This window comes from Lysinibacillus sp. GJ-1 (genome assembly GCF_021166035.1).
GTDB classification, from domain to species: domain Bacteria; phylum Bacillota; class Bacilli; order Bacillales_A; family Planococcaceae; genus Lysinibacillus; species Lysinibacillus sphaericus.
The window spans coordinates 3,716,945-3,730,838 of sequence record NZ_CP088912.1; the positions used below are offsets into that span (position 1 = coordinate 3,716,945).

Consider the following 13,894-nt stretch of genomic DNA (forward strand, 5'->3'; position numbering starts at 1 on the left):
CCTTTACTAATAAACATCACGTTGGTAGCGCTTCTGCTGTTTCAAATCATTGATATACGCTTTCGCTTCCTCAGGCGTTTTATGCCCTTGCTGCTCAATAATGCGACAGATTGTTTGATCAACATCAGCAGCCATCGATTTTTCATCACCACAAACGTAAATAACAGCCCCTTGCTCAAGCCATTCATAAAATACTTGTGCCTTTTCGTGAATTTTATGTTGGACGTATACTTTTTTATCTGTATCACGTGAGAAAGCAACATCCATTTGAGCTAATGTGCCTGAAGCAAGCCAACGCTGCCAATCTGTTTGATAAAGGAAATCGGTGACAAAATGTTGATCGCCAAAAATCAGCCAAGAATCCCCTGTTATTCCCAATTCCTCTCGCTGCTCTAAAAAAGCACGATACGGCGCAACACCTGTGCCCGCACCAATCATAATAATTGGTGTATCTGCTTGTTCTGGCAATCTAAAGTTTGGATTTTTATGGACATAAATCGGTAATGTATCGCCCACTTGAATTCGCTCTGCAATACTGCCCGAACACACGCCCAAACGCTTTCGACCATTCGTTTCATAACTCACTTTAGCAATTGTTAAATGGACTTCATCACTATTGGCCAATTGGCTACTAGCAATGGAATACAATCTCGCTGGAATTTTACGAAGAAGGGCTACAAACTGTTGTGCATCCCAAGTAAAAGGAGCAAAATCTTCAACGACATCAAGTAAATCTCTTCCTCTTGCGTAATCCTTCCATGCTGTAGCACTTTCACATAGCTCTGCCAATGCTTTATGCACCGTAAAAGCACTTATTTTTTGTAAAAGAGGCTTCGACAACACTGTAATTTCTAATTTTTTTTGGAGCGCCTCTTTTAATTGCATAGATTCCTCAAACACCGTTACTTCTGTTTGGGGATGAAACTGTAAGGCTGTGATTAATGCATCTACTAAAGATTCATCATTTTCTGGCAAAATACCAATGCTATCTCCAGGCTCAAAATGTAAATTTGCACCTTCAATGGACAACTCAATATGACGTGTTTCCTTATTCGAGCCACGCCCATTTAAATTGATATTTTCCAGTACTTCGGCATAATACGGATGTTTGCGAGAATATGTAGCTTCTTCTTCTAATAATGGCGTTGCATGCGAGACAATCGCTGTATCGCTTTGCTGTAATAATGCCTGTTGAACAGCTGTAAACCATTCGGCTGCTGGTTCATCGTAATCAACATCACAGTCTCTACGTGGAACGATACGTTTCGCGCCTAACTTTTCAAATTGTGCGTCAAAATCCTGCCCAGTTTTACAGAAGAATTCATATGAGCTATCTCCTAATGCCAAAACGGAAAAGTGCAGATGTTCTAATTTAGGCGCACGCTTACTGTGCAAAAATTCATAGAATTGAATTGCTTGGTCGGGTGGTTCCCCTTCACCATGCGTACTCACTACGAGCAAAAGATTCGTTATTTTCTTCAAATTATTTGGCTTAAACTTTGCTAAAGATGTGACAGTCACCTCAATATCATTTGCTTTTAACGCAGCTGCATATTTTTCAGCGAGTCCTTGGCTATTTCCAGTTTGTGAGCCATATAATAGCGTCACCGTTTTCGTCTCGGGTACTACCGACAATACTGCTTCTTCTACAACGGTATCTACTGTTGTTAGTGGAGCACTTAAGTAACCATTCAACCATATTTTTTGTTCTCCAGTTAATTTAGGTAGAAGTTCATTTAATAGCTTCACCTGTTCCTCATTAAAAGGACTGTTAATTACTTGCAGTTTCAACTAAGCCACCTCACGTATCATAATTAAATTATCTAAGACGTATTTTTTCTTTCTTTTCAATTTGTACAACGTAAAAGTTTTGAACAGTTAATGTAATCGAGCCATGGTTAACTGTATTTAAAATTTGTCGGACATTATCTAATGCTAGATTTATATTTTCTTTTCTTTTATCTACCATTACGAAAAACACCCTTCCTCCAAATAATTTCGTTTTATTAAGTCCATAATACGTTCCACTAATACTTTTCTTACATTATCGTCATAGCCCAAGCTATTACATAAAATCATGTTATTTACCTCATATCCTTGTAAACGTTTGGCTATACTTTGACGTAAAATGCCTGTAAACAATAAATACGGCACAATAAATACCTGCTCATTGTCTTGTTTTCTTTGTGCTAACCATTCCTCCAAATTAGGACCCGCTCCGTATAAAAAGCACGTATCGACCTTTCCATAACCATATTTATCGCGTAATCTTAATGCGATTTTTGTTAAATCCTCTCTTACTGCTGGATCACTACTGCCACGTCCAATCAGTAATACACTTGCATTGTTAAAATGGAGCTGTGTTTCTAAAATTCGTTTTTGAAGTGTATCAATTAATAGTTCATGTACGCCGAGTGGTTCACCGTATGTAAAATGTACTGTTGGATATTGCTTTTGTGCTTTGTCAATTTCCTTGGGAATATCATGCTTGGCATGCTGAGCGGCTAACAACAAAATTGGCATAATCGCAATGTCCGTTGCTCCTTGGCGGAAGCAGTTTTCTATACCTTGTGCAATCGTCGGCTCGGCTAGTTCCAAAAAACAAATTTCTTGTATTGGTAATGCAATGTCCTGTTGCACACGTTGTAGAAATGCAACTGCTTGCTCTACACCAGCTTTCACACGACTGCCATGTGCTACATATAAAATCGCTTGCATCAAAACACTTCCTTATACTGACATCTCTTTAAAAGGCATTTGTGGACAAACTTCCTCAAACCATTGGATTTTTTCCCTTAATGTCACCACCTTACCAATTACAATCATGCTCGGATTTTGAATTTCTTCTTGTTGTACGACATCCACAATAGTTGCCAATGTACCTATCACCGTTTTTTGTTGTGCACACGTTCCCCAATGAATAAGTGCGACAGGCGTTTGCGCATCACGTCCATATTGCAGTAACTGCTGTTGAATATAAGGCAAATTGCCAACGCCCATATAAATCGCAAGGGTATCGATTCCTTTAGCAAGACTTTCCCATTGAATACCATCATCTTTTCCTTCTCGCATATGCCCTGTGACCATTGCAAAGCTTGAACTCAAATCTCGATGTGTAACAGGAATTCCCGCATAGGCGGGTGCAGCTATACCAGATGTAATACCAGGTACGACCTCAAATGGTATATGGTGTTGTGCAAGTACTTCAGCTTCCTCAGCACCTCTACCAAAAACGAAAGGGTCACCTCCTTTTAACCTTGTGACAATAAAACCTTGTTGTGCATAGCTTACAAGCGAATGATTAATATGATCTTGAATCATGGCATGCCGATTTGGTAACTTACCGCAAAATATTAACTTGGCACCCTTTTTCGCATAGGCTAATAAATCCTTATTGACCAGTCTGTCATATAAAATGACATCCGCTTGTTCAATGCAGCGCAATCCACGCACGGTAATCAAATCAACATCTCCAGGTCCCGCTCCTACTATGAACACTTTTCCCATGTCGTTGCACTCCTTTCATTCGATAAAAAAAGAGACTCATACTATCCATAGACACAGTCCTGCCTTTGGATAATAAGAGCCTCTAGTTTGCTAGTCAGCTTTTATTTTTAATTCTTAGTAATATAATAAGAATAATAAATAATTTAGTATATTCTGTCAACAGTTGTTTTATTCATTTTAAAAGTTAAACGACGAAACCAATCATTTTAAATTTACAATACGAAAAAAATGAGACTGGGACATAACTTAAAAAATTGAGGAATAGAGGAAAGGTGTTCATAAATTTTTGCTATACGGAGAACTTAGCTATTTTTACTTTTGCAATAAATAAAAATTTAGAAGGATTCACTAGTTGTTGGTAGGAAGGGGTGACTCCTGCTCAGAACGCACACAACGTAAGACGCTGGCATTCCTCGCGTTAGCGAGGGTTACGGCTTACTGTGCTGAGTGAAAAGCACCGCACCGAAGCGGACAACAACGGCGCAGCAAAAAAGGTGTTAGATTGACTGCCATCAATCTAACACCTTTTCTCCTTTGTCCCAGCCTCACCTTTTTTTACTTTTTAATGAGCCCATTGTTAAACTTCTGGCACTCGTTTAATTCACATTAATATGGTCTACGATACCTCGGGTATGGTCTACCTGGCGGGTAAAATGGACCTGGTGGGTATGGACGATAATTTGGATAATTAGGATAGTTTGGATATTGGTTAAATTGTGATCCAAGTAGACCGCCTAAAAATCCTCCAAAAAATGGTGCACCAAAAAAAAGCCACCGAAGCCTCCTGGATATCCTCCGAAATTCCGCATATGCTACCTCCCTTTTTCTCTATCGTATGAAGGGAGGTACATATACCGCAAGTCCTTTGCCTACTCTATTTCTCTTCACCTAAACGTTGCACAAAGTTTGCTAATGTTCGCACCATGACACCTGTACCGCCTTTTGGTCCTAAATCATGTGCAGAGACTGCATCCGATGTACCTGCAATATCTAAATGAATCCATGGTAAATCCCCAACAAACTCACCTACGAAGCCACCTCCGAAAATCATATGGCCATCGCGACCAGGAGAGTTGTTTAAATCGGCAATATCTGATTTCCGAATTCGCTTTTTATCACTTTCTGTTAACGGCATACGCCATACAAACTCATCTGTCTCTTGTGCTGCCTCCATAAAACTCGCATAGAATGCATCGTTATTAGAAAGCGCACCCGTTTTATCTAAACCAAGAGCTGTAATAACACCACCAGTTAAAGTGGCAACGTCGATTAGCGCAGTTGCACCTTGTTGTTTAGCATATGTAGTAGCATCTGCCAGTACTAAACGACCTTCAGCATCAGTGTTTAAAATTTCAACCGTTTTACCGCTATACGTTGTAATCACATCATCAGGTTTAAAGGCTGTATCCGAAACCATATTGTCCGTAGAACCAATAACGGCTACAACGTTTTTATTAGGGCGTAATTCACCAATAATTTTCATAGCGCCAAGCACAGCTGCTGCACCACCCATATCACCCTTCATTCCAACCATTGAATCTTTAGGTTTTAGAGAATAGCCCCCTGTATCATACGTTACACCTTTACCAACAAGCCCAATCGGATCAGTGAAATCTTCTGTTGCTTTATACTTTAAAGTGATAAGGCGAGGTTCCTCATATGAGCCTTGATTTACACTTAAAATACCACCCATTCCCAGTTCCTCTAGTTGGGCTTTATCTAAAACTTCCACTTCAAAATCATAGTCCATCGCAAGGGACTGTGCATAATTTGCTAAGTCTGTCGCTGTTAATAAATTTGGTGGAAGATTAATTAAGCTACGTGCTTCATTTACGGCATCTGCATAAATAATTCCGACCTCGAAGCTCGCTACAACATTATCTAAATCTTCAGCAGTAGTCACGAAATGTACAGCTTCCATGCGCTTATCTACTTCATTTGAAGTTGTTTTATAATGCGGAATTGTATAATAACCTAGCGTTGTGCCCTCACCTGCTAAAAATGCAACATCATCTACCGTTATTGTTTCTGTTGTAAATGATTCTAGCCAAATCGAATACTCTTTCACTTTTAAAGCATTTAGCTCTTTGCCGACTAAACCAAAGGCTGCACGTAAATCACCTTCCGTTAAGTTTTTACGTTCATCTAAGCCAACAAACAAAATTCGTTTTAGATGGGCATGCTCCTTCATAAATGGCAATTTCGTAATGGCTTTTAGTTCAGTCGAAACATCACCTGCACTAAGCCACCCATTCAGAGATTCTCCGTAAAAAGTCGAAAAACTTGCCCAATCTTGCATTTGTTCACGATGTTTTGTGACCCCCACCACTAATACTTCTGTAGAAATCGTTTCAAATGTTTTTGCTTCTTTAACAATATGCATAAATATTCCTCCATTCAATATTTCTATTATACCTAACTTTCAGAAATGCACGTAATATTTAGCTATTTCTTCTTTTAGAAAATAATGAATGTTATAATAAAGGCAATTACAAGTGAAGGTTGTGATGAATATGTCGATACTTCAAAATACTCCTCTACTCGTCGCCCTCTTTTCCGTTCTTTTTGCACAGTTTGTAAAAATCCCCATTCATTTTTTAATGACCAAACAATTAAAATGGGGACTGTTCACATCCACTGGAGGAATGCCTAGCTCACACTCCGCTTCTGTTACAGGGTTAACAACGTCCATCGCTTATGAAACAGGCTTAGATTCTCCCATTTTTGCCATAGCGGCTATGTTTTCTTTTATTGTCATGTATGATGCAAGTGGTGTTCGATACCAGGCAGGGCAACATGCTGTAGTCTTAAATCAGTTGCGCAAGGATTTTCAAACATTGTTACGTGATATAAAGGATTGGCCACAAATGGATGGGCAAGAAAAAATGGAAGAATTAAAAACCTTGCTTGGGCATAAGCGAAGTGAGGTATTTTTCGGAGCATTGACTGGCATTTTTATCGCCATCATAGCCTATCAATTTATTCAATAAAAAAAGAGTTGGTTCACATCCTCGAACCAGCTCCTTTCATAATTACATTGTCTCTTGTTAAGACTAAAACATTCGATATCCACTTTTACGTAAATAAATCATTACAATTCCTGCTACAATCGCTCCTGCAAAGCCGCCAGATAAAATAGCAATATCTACTGTTTGAAGTGCTTGCAATTTCTCCAACAGCGCAGGGAAAGCTGAACCAGGTTTAAAAATATAATCTAAAAAGCTTACTTCATCGACAATAAAAACTACAACAATTGGATATACAATTGCCATTAACCATGTCATTCGCAGTAACATATTCAATAAGAATCCGATACCAAAAAACATGACGAAAAATAACACAATTGAAATGATTAACTGTACTAATGAAACTGAACCACCCATGTATGTATAACCTCCGTTTTCCTCTCATTAGTTTACATGATTATGAGAGTGCTTTCAATGAACATATCCTTCATTTCGCATGTTCGTCATATTTTAGTAAATCGTCAACTTTCAGTAAATGTAGCTAGCTGTTCCTTGCATTATTTTTTAAAAAACAAACGGTAAGAAGTGTAACCGAATACCTCTCCTGGATTGATACCTTCAATGGCATCTAATTGATGCTGTTCAAACTGATTAGAAACCATTTCCTTTAACATGACCGATGTCATTTCATCCTGTGCCAATTCCCATGGATATAACCATTTTGCCTCTAACAATTCATTTTCTTGAATACAAAGCTGTTGTCGCTCGTCTTTCATCTTACAATAAAAAATAGCCATATTATCACTAACTTCACCGTGAATAACACCTGTACGGAAGCCTATTAAGCCCGAAACATAGCAATCTAAACCTGTTTCTTCTTTTAATTCCCGAACAATCGCCTCATCCACTGTTTCACCTGCATTCACAAAACCTGCTGGTAATGACCAGCGCCCCTTTAAACCACTATAAGCCTTTTTGACAACAAGCCATTGTCCAAGCTCATTGACAGTGCAACCAGCAACTCCTAACCAAACTTTGCCTCGATCTTTTTTCATATCCATTCACCTCTATGTCCATATTATAGCGTTAAGCTTTCTATAGTTAGAAGTTTTAATTCTAGAAAAAAGACGATATCTTTGCAGTCAGAAGCTTTAAACTCAAGCACACGCATCCTGCGCAAAAGAAATATTCAGAATTGTTTCGGTGACTGGCACTCCATCCAATTAAGTTGTAAGATGTTTTTTAATTTTGCTACTTGCTCTTCTCCGATAGTACGAACCAATTGCTGTTCAATTTCTGCTTTATTCCGTTCATTTTGCTCATAGCACAGTTCACCGAAGTTCGTCATCCGTATTACTTTGTGCTTTTTACTATTCTCAGCGTTGCTCACTTCCACCAAACCTTTAGCTGCTAAACTTTTAATAAATTTATGAGTGGCTTGGCGAGAAAAATCCACAACTTTTGTTACTTCTGAAATAGTCGGTTGGTTTTTATAAATTTTGCTTAAAATATGCCATTCTGAGTTGGATATATGGACTGTATTATGTTTATTCCATTTCTCTTCAGCAAGTCGGCGAAGTATTTCATGACGTTCGCTCAACAAATCAATGACATCTCGATTTTGCAATTCGTCCTTCAACTCGTTCACCTTCATTCCCTAATTTTCGTAATTACTATACAAAAAAACGAAGTCATCGTCAACTAAGTTGACAAAAGTTCTTTTATTGTTTACAATTAATTTAGTCAACTAAGTTGACAATAATGTTTGATGGAGGGATTATACATGTATAATGTTGGCGATGTAGTCATTTATTCATCACATGGACTTTGTTCAGTTGAAGATATTTGTGAACAAACCTTTAGCGACATTACTAAAACTTACTACGTTTTACAACCACTAAACGATTCAAAATTAACGATACGTACTCCTATTGATAATGCAAAAAAACAGCTTAGAGATGTTATTCAAAAAGAAGAAGCCATTCGAATTTTACAATCCTTCACGTCTCCTGGTGTGGAATGGATTGAACAAAACACACATCGTATGAGATTTCACGTAGAAATTATTAAAACCGGCGATCGACAAAAGCAAGCTAACCTCTTAAATACACTGCTACGCAAAAAGATTGAATATGAAGCGAACGAAAAAAAATTCCCAAATCAAGAAGAAAAATTATTGCACTCTTTACAAGAAATTATATTTTCGGAATTCTCCATTGCACTCGATAAACCTTCAGAAGAAATTTATGATTATGTAGTAGCGAAACTTAGCTAACCATCTTTTACCTGTACATAAAGAAGCCGCAAATATCTCTATCTAAAGATATATCGCAGCTTCTTTCTTATTGTACGAATATCCCCTTTCACCAAAATCAAAGTAAACTTATCTACAACACCATGCTCACCCTATGCCCCTAAATATTTACATAACCATTTATTTATTATTACTTTTATATGTTATTATTTGTAATAGATATGTTTTAGTTAACAAATAAGCAACAATACAAAAATTATTTATCATAAATAAAATCGGGAGTAGGACAATTAATGGGGTTCTTTAATAGATTTTTTAAAAAAGTTGAAGAGGTTAATAAAGCAGAAGCTGATATTTCTGAACTTGAGTCTGCGTTTACTCTAGCGTCACCATTAGATGAGGCAAATGACTTTTGGAAGGAAATTGCACAAAATATTATCGTAAACGCAGTGAAGGCGACTGACAACACAGTAGAACGTGCCTTTATTTTAATAGATATGGGTCAACAGCCATCTTTCCATATTTTTTACCAAATTGATGGGCATCTATTGAAGTGGTATGAGCTTGAAAATCCTACTATTATAGAAAAAATTCAAAATGAGTTACTACCTCAAGCTTCTAATGTTTCTAAAGCAGTAAATGATCAATTTATTCAAGTGAACCATTCTAAAATTTCTTTTGCTGAACTGCAATTTGAATGGGCAACAGGAGCTTGGTTTTCTCATATTATCTGGGAAGATAATGACGATATCAATCTCAAAGCAGAAGAAATTTCAAGTCAATGGTTCAATACTTTGAGTGAGGAAATAAAAAATAAACCATTAGATAGTGATGCTAAACTTTCATGGTATCCTTAACATCTTAATAGGATAGTCTATTTTTCAAAGAAATACTTTTGTGAAGGCTTGTGCGTTTGAACGACTTTTCAGCACAAGTCTTTTTATTCTGCTTTCTCAATCGCTATTGGAGGTTTACATTACAACAATGTGAGGTTTTTTTATAAATACCCCCGATTACTAACACTGAATATTCATTCTCCATTGCAATTTTCACCTTCTTTAAAACCATACAAAAAAGCCTTTTAAATTCATTATGCTTTTGCAAGCACCAACTTAAAAGGCTTTATATCTATATTACTAATTATATGAATTTTATTTACGATAATATATTAATTTTGCCGTTGTATAAAGATAGTTATCGTGCACTGTTAGCAATGCCTTGTAACCACTCTTTTCCCAAGTAGTATATAGACTATTATATTTTTCATATGTGAATTGATAGTCATTACCAAATTCTGCAACACCCTTTCTATGCAGAATATCATGTAAAACAGACATTTCATCCCATGTATGATAACTATTTTGATCTGGATAGAAATCATAGCTAATATACTCTAATTGTCCACCTATAAAAATGTATGTTAACTCTGCAAAATAGCCATATTTTTTCGTCTCATAAATTAAATAAGTTTCTCTATCGTCTTGAACTTTTTGAATAAACGTTGATTTTTCATTTCTCTCTACATCACGAATAGACAATTTAAAGTTAATATTATTGAAAGGTACAACAGGTTTCTTTGTCGATAAAAATGAATCGACTACATACCCTTTAACATTCCCAGCAGTTACATAAGACCACCCTACTAATGTAGAATGTACTGTTACTTGTGTACCATTGCTTAATGAACCTACTGAAGCTCCAGATTGACTGGCAATATTGCGAACAACAACCCCACTACTTGTATTTACATACTTAGTCGATGTTTTAGTCTTTCCCATAAAATCGGATTTAACATAGCCTATCACATTACCATACTGCACATAGGACCATCCATTCCCTACCGAACCATAATCTTCAACGACCATATTGTACTTCAATGTCGCTAATGTGGCTGCTGATAGCGATGGCGTAGATTTTACAACAAGACCACTTTTAGAATTTGCAATTTTTATTGTTGAAGGTGGAACGCTTAAAAATGAAGTATTAACGTAGCCCTTAACATCACCAGCTTGAATGTGAGACCAACCATTAGAAGAAGTAGAAAACTCTATTACAAATTGGTTCTTATCTAGATTACCAACCGAATTGGCTGTATCACTCGGCGACTCTCTAACAATTAAGCTGGAGCCACTCACAACTTTCACTGTTCGGTAGTCTGCTGCTTCAGCTACTTGGTGCTGAAAAGTAAATAACATGATGAGTACAAAGGCTGCAACAAACCATTTCTTAAGTATATTCAATCAAATGACCTCCTTTTAATCTTCACTATTCTACCATTTTTACTATTGACTGTATATGTTTCCATAATAAATTTTACCTATTTTTAAAGCTAAATATAAATGAATAAACAAGAAATGCAATCCGCTTTCATTGCTTCGATTCGACTGTGCACAACCTCGATATACTTTGTAAATGAACATCAAGGCGTTCTAGAAAATACCTTAGTCATTCTATGTTTATATCTTTACTCATTTTTATCAATTCAATAAGGTAAGATATTATGTTTAAATTGAAACTTTCGCCAATATATATCGTTAAACTTAGTATTGATATTTTTTCAAAATATGTAATTTATTTATAAAGGAGGAGTATAAGTGTTAAAAAAAGCTATGCTTTCAGGAATTGTTTTTAGTTCAATTTTGTTAGTTGGCTGCAATAAAGAGGAAATTATAGATATTACGGAAAACAAGGAAAATGATGCAAATGTAATGTCAGAATCAAAAGAATTAAATTTAATTTCACAATTTAAAACAGAAATAATGGCATCTATTACAGAACAAACGGAATTGGATAGTGAGTCAATAGAAGGAATAATGGTAAGTGGTAGTCCCGTTAAAGGAATTATTGATATATCAATAAGCTTTCCAAAGAATACAAAAGTTGATGATAAGATGATTAAACAAATAATTAAAGATTCTATAAAGAAAGTATCTGAAACAGAAAACATCACAATTAGCGAAGAAAATATAACAATAAAAATTGAGAAACTCTAACGGAGAAGTTCTAAGTTGCTTTATAAAATTGTGTAAGGAAAAATGATAAAGAAATATGTTATTGGTTCAAACTACATTCAAATGGAGGTTTTTATATGAAAGGAAAGTTAGTCTTCACTATTGGTTTAACAGGCGTTTTAGCATTCACAATTGGTTTTGCAAAAGACAATATAGGATCAGCTGAAGAACAAACAGATATTACTACGGTTATAACAAAAGAAGAACAAAAAATGGTAGAAAATATGTCCGCTAAAGAAGGATTTGTACCGCAAGAAAATGGAACAGGTTTCTTTTTTATTAAAGGGGAGCCAAATGAAAAAAGGATGTTACCGCTGTAATTACAGCACATGAACAAAACACTATAGAAAAAATGTCCATTGAAGAAGGATTTATACCACAAGAAAATGGAACAGGTTTCTTTTTTATTAAAGGGGAGCCAAATGAAAAAAGGATGTTACCGCTGTAATTACAGCACATGAACAAAACACTATAGAAAAATTGTCCATTGAAGAGGGATTTATACCACAAGAAAATGGAACAGGTTTCTTTTTTATAAAAGAAAAATAAGATTGGGTTCCTGTTATTAAGAAGGAACACTCTTACGCAGTTACTATAATAAGAATAGGAAGCCCCTCTGCATTTTTAGCAGAATCCATAAGGTCAATTGATTGTTCAAAGTTTTTGGATATTCTTTCTACATTGTGTTTGTTTACTTTTTTTAAACCATACAAAAAAGCCTCCTCAATTTGTGATGCTTTCCGCAACAGACAAATCAAAAAGGCTTGGTATTCACAGCCCTAACGACGCTAATTTAGGGTTGTGTTTACTTATAATCGGGAATGTATAGACTTATACAACCCTTCTTCAACATTTATATCACGTTTAATTATTCACAAACTTCAGGCGTACCTTCACGTTTTGCTGCTTTAAAGCTTGTGCCGCAGCCGCAAGATGCGATGGCATTTGGGTTGTCGATGGTGAAGCCACCACCCATTAACGATTGTTTATAGTCAATTTTTGTTCCCATTAAAATAGGCGCATCTTCGCGGGAAACAAGAATCGTTAAACCATGTTGTACATCTTCAAAATCGTCTTCTTTTTTCTCTTTATCGAAATGCATGCCATACGATAGACCACTACATCCGCCACCATTAACAGCTACGCGTAAAAAAGAACCTTGCTCCTCATTATGCTTCATCATTTCATTAATATGAAATGCAGCCGCTTCAGTCACGTCTATTACTTGTTTTAAACTTGTCATCCCAATCACCTTCCTTCTTACTTATCATATCAATTTTGACTATTGTATGACAAACATTCAGCTTGAAGTAGATTATTAGCAAAATTCCCGATATTTTCACTTAATTAGTATTTTTTATTCATGTGTTAAATGCATCTATTGGTATAATAGTTATAATTACATCGATGAAAGAGGTATATATTATGGAGATTTCACCGTATTATGAAAAAAAAATTCAATGTCTTAATTGTAAAAAAGAATTTCCAACATTAAAAGTACGCTCTAAATTCATAAAAGTGGATCATACGGAAACCGATTTTCAGCCGATTTATGCTGACGATGTCAATGCTCTTTACTACAATGTTTTTGTTTGTGAGCATTGTGGCTTCTCCTTTACAGAGGACTTTACAAAATATTTTGCGCCTGGCGTACAAGATGAGATAAAGACACAAATTACAGAAAAATGGATTCACCATGATTTTAAAGGTGAACGTACGGTCTTCCAAGCGATTCAAGCCTATAAATTAGCATTTTTATGCGCTACGATTAAAAAAGAAAAATTCGTTGCTACTGCTGGTCTAACTTTACGTCTTGCGTGGTTATATCGTTCATTAAAAAATGAAGGTCAAGAGCAGCGTTTTATGAAAATGTCCCGAGATCTTTATATGGATTCCTATTCAAATGAGGATTACAGCGCAACTCAAATGTCTGATGTACGCATTATGTATATGATTGCCGAGCTATCACGACGTATCGGTGATATCGAAAATGCGACACGCTTCTTTTCTAAGGTTATTGAGAAACAAAGTATTGGTGGCGAAGCAAAAATTATCGATATGGCAAAGGAACAATGGACACTGATTCGCGAAGAAAAAGAAAAATCTCGACAAGCGTAAATTAAAAAAGTTCTAGCCAAAATTAGCTAGAACTTTTT

Annotated in this window: 17 protein-coding genes; 6 read left to right on the forward strand and 11 right to left on the reverse strand. The window is 36.0% G+C overall.

Translation table 11 applies throughout. The features are described 5' to 3' along the window. Positions 1 to 6 precede the first annotated feature (6 nt). The 5 genes from LO754_RS18450 to LO754_RS18470 all read right to left on the reverse strand — a co-directional run bounded on the left by LO754_RS18450 (position 7) and on the right by LO754_RS18470 (position 5,890). Complete coding sequence (locus tag LO754_RS18450) at positions 7 to 1,791, reverse strand: assimilatory sulfite reductase (NADPH) flavoprotein subunit (protein ID WP_229387481.1); 1,785 nt, start codon at positions 1,789 to 1,791, stop codon at positions 7 to 9. Positions 1,792 to 1,819: 28 nt separating this feature from the next. Continuing rightward, a complete protein-coding gene (locus LO754_RS18455; RefSeq protein WP_227665373.1) occupies positions 1,820 to 1,981 on the reverse strand; it encodes a YezD family protein in 162 nt (53 codons plus the stop codon). Then, positions 1,969 to 2,718 (reverse strand): sirohydrochlorin chelatase, encoded by a 750-nt coding sequence (locus LO754_RS18460; RefSeq protein WP_231784977.1) that lies wholly within the window; start codon positions 2,716 to 2,718, stop codon positions 1,969 to 1,971. Before LO754_RS18460 ends, LO754_RS18455 begins: the two co-directional genes overlap by 13 nt. 12 nt (positions 2,719 to 2,730) lie before the next feature. Then, positions 2,731 to 3,507, reverse strand: a complete 777-nt coding sequence (gene cobA / locus LO754_RS18465; RefSeq protein WP_025220389.1) for a uroporphyrinogen-III C-methyltransferase — start codon at positions 3,505 to 3,507, stop codon at positions 2,731 to 2,733. An 874-nt stretch (positions 3,508 to 4,381) separates the two neighbouring features. Continuing rightward, a complete protein-coding gene (locus LO754_RS18470; RefSeq protein ID WP_231784978.1) occupies positions 4,382 to 5,890 on the reverse strand; it encodes a leucyl aminopeptidase in 1,509 nt (502 codons plus the stop codon). Between the two features lie 124 nt (positions 5,891 to 6,014). Between LO754_RS18470 and LO754_RS18475 the strand changes: the two genes are divergently transcribed. Further along, complete coding sequence (locus tag LO754_RS18475; protein WP_036205676.1) at positions 6,015 to 6,497, forward strand: divergent PAP2 family protein; 483 nt, start codon at positions 6,015 to 6,017, stop codon at positions 6,495 to 6,497. A gap of 63 nt (positions 6,498 to 6,560) precedes the next feature. On the opposite strand, the gene LO754_RS18480 is transcribed toward LO754_RS18475, so the two are convergent. The 3 genes from LO754_RS18480 to LO754_RS18490 all read right to left on the reverse strand — a co-directional run bounded on the left by LO754_RS18480 (position 6,561) and on the right by LO754_RS18490 (position 8,121). Beyond that, positions 6,561 to 6,890 (reverse strand): YuiB family protein, encoded by a 330-nt coding sequence (locus LO754_RS18480; protein ID WP_024364851.1) that lies wholly within the window; start codon positions 6,888 to 6,890, stop codon positions 6,561 to 6,563. Positions 6,891 to 7,030: 140 nt separating this feature from the next. After that, on the reverse strand, positions 7,031 to 7,528 hold the full coding sequence (locus LO754_RS18485; RefSeq protein WP_024364850.1) for an NUDIX hydrolase: 498 nt from the start codon (positions 7,526 to 7,528) through the stop codon (positions 7,031 to 7,033). A gap of 134 nt (positions 7,529 to 7,662) precedes the next feature. After that, positions 7,663 to 8,121, reverse strand: coding sequence for a MarR family winged helix-turn-helix transcriptional regulator (locus LO754_RS18490; protein ID WP_337982688.1), 459 nt, complete (start codon positions 8,119 to 8,121; stop codon positions 7,663 to 7,665). Positions 8,122 to 8,256: 135 nt separating this feature from the next. Between LO754_RS18490 and LO754_RS18495 the strand changes: the two genes are divergently transcribed. After that, positions 8,257 to 8,748 (forward strand): CarD family transcriptional regulator, encoded by a 492-nt coding sequence (locus tag LO754_RS18495; RefSeq protein ID WP_024364848.1) that lies wholly within the window; start codon positions 8,257 to 8,259, stop codon positions 8,746 to 8,748. 272 nt (positions 8,749 to 9,020) lie between these two features. Further along, positions 9,021 to 9,584, forward strand: a complete 564-nt coding sequence (locus tag LO754_RS18500; RefSeq protein WP_231784979.1) for a hypothetical protein — start codon at positions 9,021 to 9,023, stop codon at positions 9,582 to 9,584. A gap of 294 nt (positions 9,585 to 9,878) precedes the next feature. Here the strand turns inward: LO754_RS18500 and LO754_RS18505 are convergent, their stop codons facing one another. Then, the gene (locus tag LO754_RS18505) at positions 9,879 to 10,967 is read right to left on the reverse strand and encodes an SH3 domain-containing protein (protein ID WP_231784980.1); all 1,089 of its coding nucleotides are present in this window, start codon (positions 10,965 to 10,967) and stop codon (positions 9,879 to 9,881) included. 354 nt (positions 10,968 to 11,321) lie between these two features. Here LO754_RS18505 and LO754_RS18510 point away from each other — a divergent pair, with 354 nt between their 5' ends. Together LO754_RS18510 and LO754_RS18515 are read left to right on the forward strand one after the other, a co-directional pair. Beyond that, entirely contained in the window at positions 11,322 to 11,720 is a 399-nt protein-coding gene (locus LO754_RS18510; RefSeq protein ID WP_231784981.1) for a topoisomerase, read from the forward strand. Between the two features lie 95 nt (positions 11,721 to 11,815). Next, positions 11,816 to 12,058, forward strand: coding sequence for a hypothetical protein (locus LO754_RS18515; protein WP_231784982.1), 243 nt, complete (start codon positions 11,816 to 11,818; stop codon positions 12,056 to 12,058). 261 nt (positions 12,059 to 12,319) lie between these two features. Here the strand turns inward: LO754_RS18515 and LO754_RS23530 are convergent, their stop codons facing one another. Both LO754_RS23530 and LO754_RS18520 read right to left on the reverse strand, forming a co-directional pair. Beyond that, positions 12,320 to 12,451, reverse strand: coding sequence for a hypothetical protein (locus LO754_RS23530; protein ID WP_255702585.1), 132 nt, complete (start codon positions 12,449 to 12,451; stop codon positions 12,320 to 12,322). A gap of 155 nt (positions 12,452 to 12,606) precedes the next feature. Further along, entirely contained in the window at positions 12,607 to 12,981 is a 375-nt protein-coding gene (locus tag LO754_RS18520) for a HesB/IscA family protein (RefSeq protein ID WP_231784983.1), read from the reverse strand. A gap of 182 nt (positions 12,982 to 13,163) precedes the next feature. Here LO754_RS18520 and LO754_RS18525 point away from each other — a divergent pair, with 182 nt between their 5' ends. Further along, positions 13,164 to 13,856 (forward strand): DUF2225 domain-containing protein, encoded by a 693-nt coding sequence (locus tag LO754_RS18525; protein ID WP_231784984.1) that lies wholly within the window; start codon positions 13,164 to 13,166, stop codon positions 13,854 to 13,856. The last annotated feature ends 38 nt before the right edge of the window (positions 13,857 to 13,894 follow it).

Coding starts and splice junctions, on each gene's coding strand:
- LO754_RS18515 (WP_231784982.1), top strand. CDS start 11,816: ATGAAAGGAAAGTTAGTCTTCACTATTGGTTTAACAGGCGTTTTAGCA.
- LO754_RS18525 (WP_231784984.1), top strand. CDS start 13,164: ATGGAGATTTCACCGTATTATGAAAAAAAAATTCAATGTCTTAATTGT.
- cobA (WP_025220389.1), bottom strand. CDS start 3,507: ATGGGAAAAGTGTTCATAGTAGGAGCGGGACCTGGAGATGTTGATTTG.
- LO754_RS18520 (WP_231784983.1), bottom strand. CDS start 12,981: ATGACAAGTTTAAAACAAGTAATAGACGTGACTGAAGCGGCTGCATTT.
- LO754_RS18470 (WP_231784978.1), bottom strand. CDS start 5,890: ATGCATATTGTTAAAGAAGCAAAAACATTTGAAACGATTTCTACAGAA.
- LO754_RS18460 (WP_231784977.1), bottom strand. CDS start 2,718: ATGCAAGCGATTTTATATGTAGCACATGGCAGTCGTGTGAAAGCTGGT.
- LO754_RS18480 (WP_024364851.1), bottom strand. CDS start 6,890: ATGGGTGGTTCAGTTTCATTAGTACAGTTAATCATTTCAATTGTGTTA.
- LO754_RS18485 (WP_024364850.1), bottom strand. CDS start 7,528: ATGAAAAAAGATCGAGGCAAAGTTTGGTTAGGAGTTGCTGGTTGCACT.
- LO754_RS18500 (WP_231784979.1), top strand. CDS start 9,021: ATGGGGTTCTTTAATAGATTTTTTAAAAAAGTTGAAGAGGTTAATAAA.
- LO754_RS18475 (WP_036205676.1), top strand. CDS start 6,015: ATGAATATGTCGATACTTCAAAATACTCCTCTACTCGTCGCCCTCTTT.
- LO754_RS18495 (WP_024364848.1), top strand. CDS start 8,257: ATGTATAATGTTGGCGATGTAGTCATTTATTCATCACATGGACTTTGT.